Origin of the sequence: Mycolicibacterium confluentis (assembly GCF_010729895.1) — a bacterium.
Classification (GTDB): domain Bacteria; phylum Actinomycetota; class Actinomycetes; order Mycobacteriales; family Mycobacteriaceae; genus Mycobacterium; species Mycobacterium confluentis.
Genome location: NZ_AP022612.1, coordinates 1,068,732 through 1,082,007 on the forward strand (window position 1 = coordinate 1,068,732; position 13,276 = coordinate 1,082,007).

The window sequence follows — 13,276 nt, forward strand, 5'->3', positions numbered from 1 at the left end:
GTCCCAGACCAGCGGTGAGATGAGGAGGCTCGCGTGAGCGCCAGTGCGATCGACGCGCTGTTGACCGAGCATGCGGACCTCGAGCGGCAGTTGGCCGACCCCGAGCTGCACGCGGACGCCACCAACGCCCGTCGCGTCGGACGTCGGTTCGCGCAGATCGCGCCCATCGTCTCGACCTACCGCAAGCTGGAGTCGGCCCGTGGCGACCTCGAGGCCGCCCGAGAACTTGCCGGTGAAGACGAGTCCTTTGCGGCCGAGGTCGTCGACCTCGAGACCCGGGTCGCGGAGTTGGACCGTCAACTCACCGACCTGCTCGCACCCCGCGACCCCCACGACGCCGACAACATCGTGCTCGAAGTGAAGTCGGGTGAGGGTGGCGAGGAGTCGGCGCTGTTCGCCGCCGACCTGGCCCGGATGTACATCCGCTACGCCGAGCGCCGCGGCTGGACCGTGACGATGCTGGGGGAGACCACGTCCGACCTCGGCGGCTATAAGGACGCGACGCTGTCCATCGCCAGCAAGGGCGATTCGCTCGACGGCGTCTGGTCGCGGCTGAAGTTCGAGGGCGGCGTGCATCGCGTGCAACGCGTTCCCGTCACCGAATCCCAAGGGCGCGTCCATACTTCGGCTGCCGGTGTGCTGGTCTACCCGGAGCCTGAGGAAGTCGAGCAGGTCCAGATCGACGAGTCCGACCTGCGCATCGACGTCTACCGGTCGTCCGGCAAGGGCGGGCAGGGCGTCAACACCACCGACTCCGCGGTGCGCATCACGCACCTTCCCACCGGCATCGTGGTGACTTGCCAGAACGAGCGCTCGCAGCTTCAGAACAAGGCCCGTGCCATGCAGGTGCTCGCGGCCCGACTGCAGGCGTTGGCCGAGGAGCAGGCGCAGGCCGATGCGTCGGCGGACCGGGCCAGCCAGATCCGCACTGTCGACCGCAGCGAGCGCATCCGCACGTACAACTTTCCGGAGAACCGGATCGCCGATCACCGAATCAATTTCAAGGCCCACAACCTCGATCAGGTGCTCGACGGCGAACTGGACCCGTTGCTCGACGCGTTGGCCGAGGCCGACAAGCAGACCCGGCTTCAGCAGGCCTGATGCCCGGCGTTGGCGCGCACACCTCGCTGACCGACGCGGTGGCGGCCGCGACCCGGATTCTCGAGCAGGCCGGCGTCCACTCGGCGCGCACGGACGCGGAACTGCTGGCGGCGCACGTGCTGGGTGTCGATCGCGGCCGACTCATGCGGGCCGAGGCACCCGCCGATTTCGAATCGCGTTATCGGACCCTCGTGGAGGAGCGGTCCCGCCGCATCCCACTGCAGCACCTCACTGGTTCCGCGCCCTTCGGTCCGCTGGACCTTCAGGTCGGTCCCGGCGTCTTCATCCCGCGGCCCGAGACCGAATCGCTGCTGGAGTGGGCCATGGGCGTGCTCGATTCCCTTCCCTCGCACCATGATCCGCTGATCGTGGATCTGTGTACGGGCAGTGGCGCCCTGGCCCTCGCGGTGGCGCGGCACCGGCCGTCGGCAACCGTCGTCGCCGTCGACGACTCGCCGGACGCGCTCGACTACGCGCGGCGAAACGGCGCGGGCACCGACGTCCGGTTCCTCGAAGCCGACGTCACGACTGCCGGCCTGCTGCCCGAATTCGACGGCCGAGTCGATCTGCTGCTCTGCAATCCGCCCTACATTCCCGACGGCGCCGTGCTCGATCCCGAAGTCGCCGAACATGATCCGCACCATGCGCTGTTCGGCGGGCCCGACGGCATGCACGTCATCGACGCCGTCGTCGCGCTGGGCGGCAGGTGGCTGCGCCCCGGCGGATGGTTCGGCGTCGAGCACGACGACACCACCTCGGGGGCTACCGTTGACCTGGTCGAGCGCGCCGGTCTGTTCGACGACGTGCGGCCGCGACGAGACCTGGCCGGCCGGTTGCGGTTCGTCACCGCGACCCGGCGCACCGACACGGAGAGGAACGACCTGCCGTGAGCAATGTCTTCGACTGCAGTGACCCCGAGCAGCGAGCCACCGGGATCGCCTCGGCGGTGAGCGCTGCCAAGGGCGGCCGTCTCGTGGTGATCCCCACCGACACCGTTTACGGCATCGGCGCCGACGCCTTCGACAGCGCGGCCGTGGCGGCACTGCTGGCGGCCAAGGGCCGTGGCCGGGACATGCCGGTGCCCGTGCTCGTGGGTTCCTGGCACACCATCGAGGGCTTGGTCTACACGGTTCCGCAGTCCGCACGCGAGCTCATCCGGGCGTTCTGGCCCGGCGCGCTGAGCCTGGTGGTGCGGCAGGCGCCGTCGCTGCAGTGGGACCTCGGCGATGCCGACGGCACCGTCATGCTGCGGATGCCGCTGCACCCCGTCGCGATCGAGGTGCTGCGCGCGGTCGGTCCGATGGCCGTGTCGAGTGCGAACATCTCCGGGCATCCGCCCGCGGTGTCGGTGGACCAGGCCCGCACGCAGTTGGGGGAGCGCGTCGAGGTGTACCTCGACGGCGGCCCCGCCGAGCAGGGCTCGGCCTCAACCATCGTGGACCTCAGCGGACCCGCGCCCAGAATCCTGCGGGAGGGCCCGATCTCCGCGGACGCCATCGCGAAAGTCCTCGACGTGACGCCGGATTCGCTGCTCGATCAGCCTGCGTCTTAAGTTCTTCCAGTACGGTTCATTCGGTGTTGAGCGGAGGCGGTTCAGGCACAGTGCTGGCGCACAGTCTGCTCGCCCTGTCTGATCGCGGTGCCGGTGTGCCGCTGCGAGAGTTGGCCCTCGTGGGTCTCACCGCCGCCATCGTCACCTACTTCGCGACCAGTCCCGTGCGGGTACTGGCGACCCGGTTCGGCGCCGTCGCGGTGCCCCGCGAGCGGGATGTGCACGTCCAGCCCACACCGCGCATGGGCGGTCTGGCGATGTACGTCGGCGTCATCGCGGCCGTGTTTCTGGCGTCCCAACTGCCCGCGCTCACCCGAGGATTCGTCTACTCCAGCGGCATGCCGGCCGTCGTCGTGGCCGGCGGCCTGATCATGGTCATCGGCATCATCGACGACCGCTGGGGCCTCGACGCCCTGACCAAGTTCGCCGGGCAGATCACCGCCGCGAGCGTTCTGGTCACGATGGGCGTGGCCTGGAGCGTGCTCTACATCCCGATCGGCGGGGTCGGCACGATCGTGCTCGACCAGACCGCGTCCATCCTGCTCACGCTCGCGTTGACGGTGTCGATCGTCAACGCGATGAACTTCGTCGACGGACTCGACGGACTCGCGGCAGGCCTCGGGTTGATCACCGCCATGGCGATCTGTGTGTTCTCGGTCGGTCTGCTGCGGGACCACGGCGGCGACGTGCTGTTCTACCCGCCCGCGGTCATCTCCGTCGTGCTGGCCGGCGCCTGCCTCGGATTCCTGCCGCACAACTTCCACCGCGCCAAGATCTTCATGGGCGACTCGGGGTCGATGCTGATCGGCCTGATGCTCGCCGCCGCGTCGACGACCGCGGCGGGACCGATCTCGCAGAACGCCTACGGAGCGCGGGACGTCTTCGCGCTGCTGTCCCCGTTTCTGCTCGTGGTCGCGGTGATGCTGGTGCCCGCGCTGGACATGTTGCTGGCGATCGTGCGCCGGACCCGCGCCGGGCGCAGCCCGTTCAGCCCCGACAAGATGCACCTGCACCATCGACTCCTGCAGATCGGCCATTCCCACCGCCGGGTGGTCCTGTTGATCTACCTGTGGGTCGGCATCATCGCGTTCGGCGCGGCCAGCACGATCTTCTTCGATCCGCGCTACACCGGCGCGGTGATGCTCGCGGCGATCCTGGTGGCCATCGTCGTCACGTTGATTCCGCTGCTGCGCCGGAGCAATGACGGCTTCGACGACTATTTCGCCGGCCGTCTGGACTAGGGGAGCGCGAGCGCCGATCCGGTCGAATCGCCTGTTACGACGATTGGTAGTAGGCCCCCGTTTCGGCGTTCTACCATGTGGTACGGTTCTTCGCAGAACCCGAAAACCCTCGCGGGTTGCCGGCCCGGCCCACGGTCCTCGTGATCGATCGGCGCCGTTTGAGACCGACCGTCGACTGCTTGTCGACCGATTACAGGGAGCTACCCCGTGGGTGAGTCCAGCGCGCGCGCTGCCCTCCGATACGCTCATCGGGCACGCACCAACCGCGAGCTAGAGGAGTCGCAGTGACAACGCCAGCGCACGAAGCGCCGTTGGTGTTCCCATCCGTGGCGTTCAGGCCGATACGCCTGGCGATTGTCTGCGTCGCACTCACGGCTCTTGCTGTGCTTGCCACAGGCTTCATCGGAAGTATCGGCTACGGATTCTTTTTTGGTTTGGGACTGGCCATCGGGCTTGTCAACGCGTTGATGGTCCGCCATGCGGTCGAGTCCATCACCGCTCAGGAACATCCGCTCAAGAAGAAGATGGCCGTCAACTCGGCCATGCGCCTGCTGGTGATCTCGGTGGTCGCCCTGCTGACGGCGTACTTCTTCAAGCACATCGGCGGAATCGGCGTTCTTTTCGGACTGGCGATCTTCCAGGCGCTTCTTGTGATGAGCACCAGCATCCCGGTGCTGCGCAGGATCCGCGCCAACGGGTTGGACGTCTTGGATACGGAATCGAAGGGTTGAGCAGACCTCAATGACTCAGACGATCACTCAGGCAACGATGACTGAGACCGTTCTCGCCTCCGAGGAGGGTGGCGCCGCCATTCACGTCGGCCACCACACGATGGTGTTCGAACTGTTCGGCATGACCTTCAACGGTGACACCATCATGGCCACCGCGATCACCGCGCTGATCGTGATCGGCCTGGCGTTCGTCCTGCGGGCCAAGGTCACCTCGACCGGGGTTCCCGGTGGCGTGCAGCTGTTCTGGGAGGCGCTGACCATTCAGATGCGCCAGCAGATCGAGGGCTCGATCGGCATGAAGATCGCCCCGTTCGTGCTGCCGCTCTCGGTCACGATCTTCGTGTTCATTCTGGTGTCGAACTGGCTGGCCGTGCTGCCGTTGCAGTACGGGGGAGCCGACGGTGCCGCGGCCGAGCTGTACAAGGCGCCCGCCTCCGACATCAACTTCGTGCTGGCGCTCGCGCTGTTCGTGTTCGTCTGCTACCACGCGGCGGGGATCTGGCGGCGCGGCATCATCGGCCACCCGGTCAAGGTCGTCAAGGGCCACGTCGCCTTCCTGGCCCCGATCAACATCGTCGAAGAACTGGCCAAGCCGATCTCGCTGGCCCTCCGTCTTTTCGGCAACATCTTCGCCGGCGGCATCCTCGTCGCGCTGATCGCGATGTTCCCCTGGTACATCCAGTGGGCGCCCAACGCGATCTGGAAGACCTTCGACCTGTTCGTCGGCCTGATTCAGGCGTTCATCTTCTCGCTGCTGACCATCCTGTACTTCAGTCAGTCGATGGAGCTGGACCACGATGAGCACTGACACACACTGAGCAGCACTGCGGTAGTCCCTAGTCCCTACGACGTAACGACCACGAACTCTGGCGGCACGGCCACCAGTTATCAAGGAGGATAAAAGGAATGGAACTCGATCCCAACGCCCTCATCACGGCAGGCGCGCTGATCGGCGGCGGTCTGATCATGGGTGGCGGTGCCATCGGCGCTGGCATTGGTGACGGCATCGCGGGTAACGCCCTGATCTCCGGCATCGCCCGGCAGCCCGAGGCCCAGGGCCGGCTGTTCACGCCGTTCTTCATCACCGTCGGTCTGGTCGAGGCTGCGTACTTCATCAACCTGGCCTTCATGGCGCTGTTCGTCTTCGCCACGCCGGGCCTGCAGTAATCCATCGGCATGGGTGAACTGACTGGATCAGCGCCGGTCGCCGTGTTGGCGGCCGCAGAAGAGGGTGGGGGGACCAGTAACTTCCTGGTCCCCAACGGCACCTTCTTCGTGGTGCTGCTCATCTTCTTGATCACGCTCGGCGTGATCGCGAAATGGGTGGTGCCGCCGGTCAGCAAGGTCCTCGCCGAGCGCGAGGCCATGCTGTCCAAGACCGCGGCGGACAACCGCAAGTCGGCCGAGCAGGTCGCGGCCGCTCAGGCCGACTACGAAGAGGCCATGACCGGAGCCCGGTCAGAGGCGTCTGCCATTCGCGACGAGGCCCGAAACGAGGGTCGCCAGGTCGTCGACGCCCAGCGTTCGACGGCCAGCGGCGAAGTCGCCCAATCGGTTCGGCAGGCAGATGAGCAGTTGTCCCAGCAGCGTTCGGCGACCGAAGCAGAACTGCAGCAGTCGGTGGATGGGCTCTCGGCCACTCTGGCCAGCCGCATCCTCGGCGTAGACGTGAAATCAGGTGGGAGCGCCTAGATGTCGATTTTCATCGGCCAGCTGATCGGGTTCGCGGTGATCGCGTTCATCATCGTGAAATGGGTGGTGCCACCCGTGCGGAACCTGATGCAGAAGCAGCAGGATGCCGTGCGGACGGCCCTCGCCGAGAGCGCGTCGGCCGCGCAGAAGCTTGCGGACGCCGACGCGATGCACGCCAAGGCCCTGGCTGACGCCAACGCCGAGGCCTCTCGGGTCACCGACGAGGCCAAGCAGGACTCGACTCGCATCGCCGCCCAGCTCGAAGAGCAGGCCGGCGTCGAGGCCGAGCGCATCAAGGCCCAAGGCGCACAACAGATTCAGTTGATGCACCAGCAGGTTGTGCGGCAGCTCCGGGGTGAACTCGGTGCCGAAGCCGTGCAGAAGGCCGATGAACTCGTCCGCGCCCACCTTGCTGACTCGGCGGCACAGGCCGCCACCGTCGACCGCTTCCTCGCGGAACTTGACGAGATGGCGCCGTCCTCGGTCGTCATCGAGACCGGTGCGTCGGCCCGCCTGCGGGCCACCAGCCGCGCGGCGCTGACCGCGCTGACCTCCGAGTTCGACAGTGTCGCTGGCGGTCTGGACGCGGATCGACTCTCCAAGGTGGCTGACGAGCTGGTCTCGGTCGTCGAGCTGCTGAGGTCCGAGCAGGTTCTTGCCAAGCACCTCGCTGTGCCCTCCGACGACGCGTCGGCCAAGGCCAACCTCGCCGATCGGCTGTTCTCCGGCAAGGTCGACGAGTCCACGCTGAAGCTCGTGCGCACCGCGGTCTCGCAGCGCTGGTCCGCCGAGGCCGACCTGGTCTTGGGCATCGAGCACACCGCCCGCCTCGCGCTGCTCAAGCGGGCCGAGGTGACCGGTGAAGTGGATGCCGTGGAGGACCAGCTGTTCCGATTCGGCCGCATCCTCGACGAGGAGCCCCGCCTGGTCGGTCTGCTCAGCGACTACACCGCCCCCGCGCAGGACCGCATCGGACTGCTCGACAAGGTGCTCGGCAACAACGACGTGAATCAGACGGCCAAGGCGCTGCTGACTCAGACTGTCCGCCTGCTCCATGGCGAACGCGCCGACGAGGCCGTTCTCGACCTCGCCGAACTTGCGGTCGCTCGCCGGGGCGAGGTGGTTGCGCATGTGAGTGCGGCGGCAGATCTCTCCGACGCACAGCGCACCCGGCTGTCGGACGTGCTGGCGCGCATCTATGGGCGCCCCGTCTACGTGCAGCTCAACGTCGATCCGGAGCTGCTCGGCGGTCTGTCGATCGCCGTTGGTGACGAGGTCATCGACGGATCGATCGCATCCCGCCTGGCCGCTGCGCAAGCACAGCTGCCGGACTGACGCACCCACCCCACAGACCACCCGTTCAACGCAAGGTAGGAAGACGAAAAACCATGGCAGAGTTGACAATCTCCGCTGCTGATATCGAAGGTGCCATCGAGGACTACGTGTCCTCGTTTTCCGCCGACAGCGGCCGCGAGGAGATCGGTACCGTCGTCGACGCCGGTGACGGCATCGCCCACGTCGAGGGCCTGCCCTCGGTCATGACCCAGGAGCTCCTCGAGTTCCCGGGCGGCGTGCTGGGCGTGGCGCTCAACCTCGACGAGCACAGCGTCGGCGCCGTGATCCTCGGTGACTTCGAGAAGATCGAAGAAGGCCAGCAGGTCAAGCGGACCGGCGAGGTGCTCTCCGTCCCCGTCGGCGACGCCTTCCTCGGTCGTGTCGTCAACCCGCTCGGTCAGCCGATCGACGGCCAGGGCGACATCGCGTCCGACGCCCGTCGCGCACTCGAGCTGCAGGCGCCGTCGGTGGTGCAGCGCCAGGGCGTCTCGGAGCCCCTGCAGACCGGCATCAAGGCGATCGACAGCCAGACCCCCATCGGCCGCGGCCAGCGCCAGCTGATCATCGGCGACCGTAAGACCGGCAAGACCGCCGTCGCTGTGGACACGATCCTCAACCAGCGCGAGGCGTGGGAGACCGGTGACCCGAAGCAGCAGGTGCGCTGCGTCTACGTCGCCATCGGTCAGAAGGGCACCACGATCGCCTCGGTGAAGCGGGCCCTCGAAGAGGGTGGCGCGATGGAGTACACCACCATCGTCGCGGCCCCGGCGTCCGATGCCGCCGGCTTCAAGTGGCTGGCTCCCTACACCGGTTCGGCCATCGGCCAGCACTGGATGTACGACGGCAAGCACGTGCTGATCGTGTTCGACGATCTGTCCAAGCAGGCTGACGCCTACCGCGCCATCTCTCTGCTGCTGCGCCGCCCGCCGGGCCGCGAGGCCTTCCCCGGCGACGTCTTCTACCTGCACTCGCGCCTGCTGGAGCGTTGCGCGAAGCTGTCCGACGAACTCGGCGGCGGTTCGATGACGGGTCTGCCGATCATCGAGACCAAGGCCAACGACATCTCGGCGTTCATCCCGACCAACGTCATCTCGATCACCGACGGCCAGTGCTTCCTGGAGTCCGACCTGTTCAACCAGGGCGTTCGACCGGCCATCAACGTCGGTGTGTCGGTGTCCCGCGTCGGCGGCGCCGCGCAGATCAAGGCCATGAAAGAGGTCGCAGGCTCGCTGCGTCTGGATCTGTCGCAGTACCGCGAGCTGGAGGCGTTCGCCGCCTTCGCCTCGGACCTGGACGCCGCATCGAAGGCCCAGCTGGACCGCGGTGCCCGCCTGGTGGAGCTGCTCAAGCAGCCGCAGTACTCGCCCCTCTCGGTCGAGGATCAGGTCGTCGCGATCTTCCTCGGCACCAAGGGCCACCTGGACTCGGTACCCGTTGAAGATGTGCAGCGCTTCGAGTCCGAGCTCCTCGAGCACGTGAAGGCCAGCCACGACAGCATCCTGACGGACATCCGCGAGACCAAGAAGCTCTCGGAGGAGACCGAACAGAAGCTCGTCGACGTCATCAACGACTTCAAGAAGGGCTTCCAGGCCACCGACGGCAGCTCTGTCGTCGTCGACGAGAAGGTCGACGCGCTGAGCGAGGACGAGGTGGGCAAGGAGTCCGTCAAGGTCAAGAAGCCCGCTCCGCCGAAGAAGAAGTAGGGATCTGGAAAACAGATGGCAGCCACACTTCGCGAATTGCGCGGCCGCATCCGCTCCGCCGGGTCGATCAAGAAGATCACCAAGGCCCAGGAGCTGATCGCGACGTCGCGGATCGCCAAGGCGCAGGCCCGGGTCGAAGCGGCCCGGCCCTACGCCGAGGAGATCACCAACATGCTGACCAACCTGGCCGGCGCCAGTGCGTTGGATCACCCGCTGCTGGTGGAACGCGAGAACCCCCGGCGCGCGGCCGTGCTGGTGGTGTCGTCGGACCGCGGTCTCTGCGGTGCGTACAACGCCAACGTGCTGCGGCAGGCCGAGGAACTGCAGGCCCTGCTTCGGGATGAGGGCAAGGAGACGGTCCTCTACGCGGTGGGCCGGAAGGCTCTGGGCTACTACAGCTTCCGCCAGCGTGAGGTCGTCGAGTCGTGGACCGGCTTCTCGGAGCGGCCGACGTACGAGAACGCCAAGGAGATCGCGGACACGCTCGTCGCGTCCTTCATGTCCGGTGTCGACGATGAGGGCGACGACGCGGGTGCCGACGGCATCCTCGGTGTCGATGAACTCCACATCGTGTTCACCGAGTTCAAGTCGATGCTGTCGCAGACGGCCGAGGCGCGGCGGATCGCACCGATGGTGGTCGAGTACGTCGGCGAGGACGAGGACAAGGGTCCGCAGACCCTCTTCTCGTTCGAGCCGGATGCCGAGACCCTGTTCGGCGCGCTGCTTCCGCGCTACGTGGCCACCCGCGTGTACGCCGCTCTGCTCGAGGCCGCGGCCTCGGAGTCGGCGGCCCGACGTCGCGCGATGAAGTCCGCGAGCGACAACGCCGACGATCTGATCAAGGCGCTGACGCTCGAGGCCAACCGCGAGCGCCAGGCGCAGATCACTCAGGAAATCAGCGAGATCGTGGGCGGCGCCAACGCGTTGGCCGACGCAGCAGGCTAGACACTCCCCAGGACCCACCCCCAGTAGGAAAGCGAAAAGATATGACTGCCCCCGCAGAAGCGAAGAAGGACACCACCGGGCGCGTGGTCCGCATCACCGGCCCCGTCGTGGACGTGGAGTTCCCCCGTGGCTCGGTGCCGGCGCTGTTCAATGCCCTGCACGCCGACATCTCTTACAAGGAACTGTCGAAGACGCTGACCCTTGAGGTCGCACAGCACCTGGGCGACAGCCTGGTGCGCACCGTCTCCATGCAGCCCACCGACGGCCTGGTCCGCGGCGTCGAGGTCACCGACACCGGTTCCTCGATCTCGGTCCCGGTCGGCGACGGCGTCAAGGGCCACGTGTTCAACGCGCTCGGTGACTGCCTCGACGAGCCCGGCTACGGCAAGGACTTCGAGCACTGGTCGATCCACCGCAAGCCGCCGGCCTTCGCCGACCTCGAGCCCCGCACCGAGATGCTGGAGACCGGCCTCAAGGTCGTTGACCTGCTGACCCCGTACGTGCGCGGCGGCAAGATCGCCCTGTTCGGCGGCGCTGGCGTGGGCAAGACGGTGCTCATCCAGGAGATGATCAACCGCATCGCCCGCAACTTCGGTGGCACCTCGGTGTTCGCCGGCGTGGGTGAGCGCACCCGTGAGGGCAACGACCTGTGGGTCGAGCTCGCCGACGCGAACGTCCTCAAGGACACCGCTCTGGTGTTCGGTCAGATGGACGAGCCGCCAGGCACCCGTATGCGTGTGGCGCTGTCCGCGCTGACCATGGCGGAGTACTTCCGCGATGAGCAGAACCAGGACGTGCTGCTGTTCATCGACAACATCTTCCGCTTCACGCAGGCGGGTTCTGAGGTCTCGACCCTGCTGGGTCGTATGCCTTCGGCCGTGGGTTACCAGCCCACGCTGGCCGATGAGATGGGTGAGCTCCAGGAGCGCATCACCTCGACCCGTGGTCGGTCGATCACCTCGATGCAGGCCGTGTACGTGCCCGCCGACGACTACACCGATCCGGCGCCGGCGACGACGTTCGCCCACCTCGACGCCACCACGGAACTCTCGCGTGCGGTGTTCTCGAAGGGCATCTTCCCGGCCGTGGATCCGCTGGCCTCGAGCTCGACGATTCTGCACCCCAGCGTCGTCGGCGAGGAGCACTACCGCGTCGCGCAGGAAGTCATCCGAATCCTGCAGCGCTACAAGGATCTCCAGGACATCATCGCCATCCTCGGTATCGACGAGCTGTCGGAAGAGGACAAGGTTCTGGTGTACCGCGCCCGTAAGGTCGAGCGTTTCCTGAGCCAGAACATGATGGCTGCCGAGCAGTTCACCGGCCAGCCGGGCTCGACCGTTCCGCTCAAGGAGACCATCGAGGCCTTCGACAAGCTGACCAAGGGCGAGTTCGACCATCTGCCGGAGCAGGCCTTCTTCCTGATCGGTGGTCTCGACGACCTCGCCAAGAAGGCCGAGAGCCTCGGCGCCAAGCTGTGAGCGTGGTGACCGCAGGCCGAGCGAACGGAAAGGTGGTGCACGATGGCTGAACTTGACGTCGACATCGTCGCCGTGGAGCGGCAGATCTGGTCGGGTAAGGCCACGTTCATCTTCACCCGCACCACTGCCGGTGAGATCGGCATCCTGCCTCGCCACATCCCGTTGGTCGCCCAGTTGGTCGACGACGCGATGGTTCGGGTCGAGCGCGAAGGTGAGGACGATCTGCGGATCGCCGTGGACGGTGGCTTCTTGTCGGTCACCGAAGAGGGCGTGATCATCCTGGCCGAGTCAGCGGAGTTCGAGTCGGAGATCGATGCCGATGCGGCCAAGACCGATTCGGAGTCGGAGGATCCGGCGACGGCAGCCCGCGGTCGTGCGCGGCTTCGCGCCGTCGGGCAGCTCGACTGACTCATATGACATCGAGCACGTCCATGGCAGTGATGGTCGTGCTGGTGTGCGGGCTGTTCGTGCTCGTATTGGCGTTGTGCTACCGGCTGTGGAAGCTGCGGCAGGGCGGCACGGCGGCGATCCTTCGGGACATCCCCGCGTTCGCCGGCCACGGCTGGCGGCATGGAGTGATTCGTTATCGCGGCGGAGAGGCGGTGTTCTACCGCCTCTCCAGCCTGCGTTGGTGGCCCGATCGCCGGCTGAGCCGGCGCGGGATTGAGATCGTGGCGCGTCGTGCGCCGCGCGGCGACGAGTTCGACATCATGACCGATGAGATCGTCGTCCTGGAACTCCGTGACACCGGTGCCGAACGGCCTGATCGCCGCAGTGGTTATGAAATCGCCCTGGATCGCGGCGCCCTCACGGCGTTCCTGTCGTGGTTTGAGTCCCGGCCGAATCCGCGTTCTCGGCGCACAAGTCCCTGATCGACGCGGTTAGTCAGTCCTGCGTCGCGGGCTGGCCGCCGCCCGGCTTCCACAGCACGTCGCCCTCTGGGTTGGCGACGCGGGACAGAATGAACAGCAGATCCGACAGCCGGTTCAGATATTTCGCGGGCAGCACACTGACTGATTCCCCGTGGCTGTCGACCGCGGTCCAGGCCGAGCGTTCCGCTCGCCGGGTGACGGTGCGCGCCACGTGCAGCAGAGCTGAGAGCGCGGTGCCACCGGGCAGGATGAACGAATTCAATGCCGGCAGAGGCTCGTTGAACTCGTCGCACCACTTCTCGAGGCGATCGATGTAGGACTGCTGGATGCGCAGGGGCGGGTACTCGGGGTTCTCTACGACCGGGGTCGACAGGTCTGCTCCAGCGTCGAAAAGGTCATTCTGAATCTGTCGCAACACGTCAGCGATTTGCTGGTTCGGCGCTCCAAGGGCGAGCGCGGCACCGATCGCTGCGTTGGCTTCGTCACAGTCCGCATAGGCGATCAGCCGCGGGTCAGTCTTGCTGACACGGGAGAAATCGCTGAGTCCAGTGGTTCCGTCATCGCCGGTGCGGGTGTAGATGCGGGTCAGGTGAACGCCCATGGCCAAACCGTACCCGCGGTGTGTG

Annotated in this window: 15 protein-coding genes; 14 read left to right on the forward strand and 1 reads right to left on the reverse strand. The window is 66.5% G+C overall.

Annotated features, from left to right (window positions below):
• The first annotated feature begins 33 nt into the window (after positions 1-33).
• The 14 genes from prfA (at position 34) to G6N34_RS05155 (ending at position 12,650) form a co-directional block, all read left to right on the forward strand.
• The gene (prfA, locus tag G6N34_RS05090) at positions 34-1,101 is read left to right on the forward strand and encodes a peptide chain release factor 1 (RefSeq protein WP_085156742.1); all 1,068 of its coding nucleotides are present in this window, start codon (positions 34-36) and stop codon (positions 1,099-1,101) included.
• Positions 1,101-1,991 (forward strand): peptide chain release factor N(5)-glutamine methyltransferase, encoded by an 891-nt coding sequence (gene prmC, locus G6N34_RS05095; RefSeq protein ID WP_085156745.1) that lies wholly within the window; start codon positions 1,101-1,103, stop codon positions 1,989-1,991. The genes prfA and prmC overlap by 1 nt, the downstream gene beginning before the upstream one ends.
• Positions 1,988-2,653 (forward strand): L-threonylcarbamoyladenylate synthase, encoded by a 666-nt coding sequence (locus G6N34_RS05100; RefSeq protein WP_085156748.1) that lies wholly within the window; start codon positions 1,988-1,990, stop codon positions 2,651-2,653. The genes prmC and G6N34_RS05100 overlap by 4 nt, the downstream gene beginning before the upstream one ends.
• Before the next feature lie 23 nt (positions 2,654-2,676).
• The gene (locus tag G6N34_RS05105; RefSeq protein WP_109788688.1) at positions 2,677-3,894 is read left to right on the forward strand and encodes a glycosyltransferase family 4 protein; all 1,218 of its coding nucleotides are present in this window, start codon (positions 2,677-2,679) and stop codon (positions 3,892-3,894) included.
• Between the two features lie 284 nt (positions 3,895-4,178).
• Positions 4,179-4,625 (forward strand): ATP synthase subunit I, encoded by a 447-nt coding sequence (locus G6N34_RS05110; protein WP_085156751.1) that lies wholly within the window; start codon positions 4,179-4,181, stop codon positions 4,623-4,625.
• 37 nt (positions 4,626-4,662) lie between these two features.
• The gene (atpB, locus tag G6N34_RS05115; protein ID WP_085156797.1) at positions 4,663-5,433 is read left to right on the forward strand and encodes a F0F1 ATP synthase subunit A; all 771 of its coding nucleotides are present in this window, start codon (positions 4,663-4,665) and stop codon (positions 5,431-5,433) included.
• A 98-nt stretch (positions 5,434-5,531) separates the two neighbouring features.
• A complete protein-coding gene (locus tag G6N34_RS05120; RefSeq protein ID WP_003888102.1) occupies positions 5,532-5,792 on the forward strand; it encodes a F0F1 ATP synthase subunit C in 261 nt (86 codons plus the stop codon).
• Between the two features lie 9 nt (positions 5,793-5,801).
• Positions 5,802-6,317 (forward strand): F0F1 ATP synthase subunit B, encoded by a 516-nt coding sequence (locus G6N34_RS05125; RefSeq protein ID WP_085156754.1) that lies wholly within the window; start codon positions 5,802-5,804, stop codon positions 6,315-6,317.
• Positions 6,318-7,652 carry a F0F1 ATP synthase subunit B/delta gene (locus G6N34_RS05130; RefSeq protein ID WP_085156756.1) on the forward strand — a complete coding sequence of 445 codons (1,335 nt, stop codon included), beginning with the start codon at positions 6,318-6,320 and terminating at the stop codon, positions 7,650-7,652. It abuts the gene before it with no gap.
• Between the two features lie 53 nt (positions 7,653-7,705).
• A complete protein-coding gene (atpA, locus tag G6N34_RS05135; RefSeq protein ID WP_085156759.1) occupies positions 7,706-9,355 on the forward strand; it encodes a F0F1 ATP synthase subunit alpha in 1,650 nt (549 codons plus the stop codon).
• A 15-nt stretch (positions 9,356-9,370) separates the two neighbouring features.
• The gene (locus tag G6N34_RS05140; RefSeq protein WP_085156762.1) at positions 9,371-10,300 is read left to right on the forward strand and encodes a F0F1 ATP synthase subunit gamma; all 930 of its coding nucleotides are present in this window, start codon (positions 9,371-9,373) and stop codon (positions 10,298-10,300) included.
• 41 nt (positions 10,301-10,341) lie between these two features.
• Complete coding sequence (gene atpD / locus G6N34_RS05145; protein ID WP_085156765.1) at positions 10,342-11,778, forward strand: F0F1 ATP synthase subunit beta; 1,437 nt, start codon at positions 10,342-10,344, stop codon at positions 11,776-11,778.
• A gap of 42 nt (positions 11,779-11,820) precedes the next feature.
• Complete coding sequence (locus tag G6N34_RS05150) at positions 11,821-12,186, forward strand: F0F1 ATP synthase subunit epsilon (RefSeq protein WP_085156768.1); 366 nt, start codon at positions 11,821-11,823, stop codon at positions 12,184-12,186.
• A gap of 23 nt (positions 12,187-12,209) precedes the next feature.
• Positions 12,210-12,650 carry a DUF2550 domain-containing protein gene (locus G6N34_RS05155; protein ID WP_085156800.1) on the forward strand — a complete coding sequence of 147 codons (441 nt, stop codon included), beginning with the start codon at positions 12,210-12,212 and terminating at the stop codon, positions 12,648-12,650.
• Positions 12,651-12,663: 13 nt separating this feature from the next.
• Here the strand turns inward: G6N34_RS05155 and G6N34_RS05160 are convergent, their stop codons facing one another.
• Positions 12,664-13,251 carry a cob(I)yrinic acid a,c-diamide adenosyltransferase gene (locus G6N34_RS05160; protein WP_085156771.1) on the reverse strand — a complete coding sequence of 196 codons (588 nt, stop codon included), beginning with the start codon at positions 13,249-13,251 and terminating at the stop codon, positions 12,664-12,666.
• Positions 13,252-13,276: the final 25 nt, after the last annotated feature.

Bases quoted from the DNA above. Each gene is read 5' to 3' on its own strand.
- prmC (WP_085156745.1), top strand. From the start codon at position 1,101: ATGCCCGGCGTTGGCGCGCACACCTCGCTGACCGACGCGGTGGCGGCC.
- atpB (WP_085156797.1), top strand. From the start codon at position 4,663: ATGACTGAGACCGTTCTCGCCTCCGAGGAGGGTGGCGCCGCCATTCAC.
- G6N34_RS05120 (WP_003888102.1), top strand. From the start codon at position 5,532: ATGGAACTCGATCCCAACGCCCTCATCACGGCAGGCGCGCTGATCGGC.
- G6N34_RS05125 (WP_085156754.1), top strand. From the start codon at position 5,802: ATGGGTGAACTGACTGGATCAGCGCCGGTCGCCGTGTTGGCGGCCGCA.
- G6N34_RS05130 (WP_085156756.1), top strand. From the start codon at position 6,318: ATGTCGATTTTCATCGGCCAGCTGATCGGGTTCGCGGTGATCGCGTTC.
- atpA (WP_085156759.1), top strand. From the start codon at position 7,706: ATGGCAGAGTTGACAATCTCCGCTGCTGATATCGAAGGTGCCATCGAG.
- G6N34_RS05140 (WP_085156762.1), top strand. From the start codon at position 9,371: ATGGCAGCCACACTTCGCGAATTGCGCGGCCGCATCCGCTCCGCCGGG.
- atpD (WP_085156765.1), top strand. From the start codon at position 10,342: ATGACTGCCCCCGCAGAAGCGAAGAAGGACACCACCGGGCGCGTGGTC.
- G6N34_RS05150 (WP_085156768.1), top strand. From the start codon at position 11,821: ATGGCTGAACTTGACGTCGACATCGTCGCCGTGGAGCGGCAGATCTGG.
- G6N34_RS05155 (WP_085156800.1), top strand. From the start codon at position 12,210: ATGGCAGTGATGGTCGTGCTGGTGTGCGGGCTGTTCGTGCTCGTATTG.
- G6N34_RS05160 (WP_085156771.1), bottom strand. From the start codon at position 13,251: ATGGGCGTTCACCTGACCCGCATCTACACCCGCACCGGCGATGACGGA.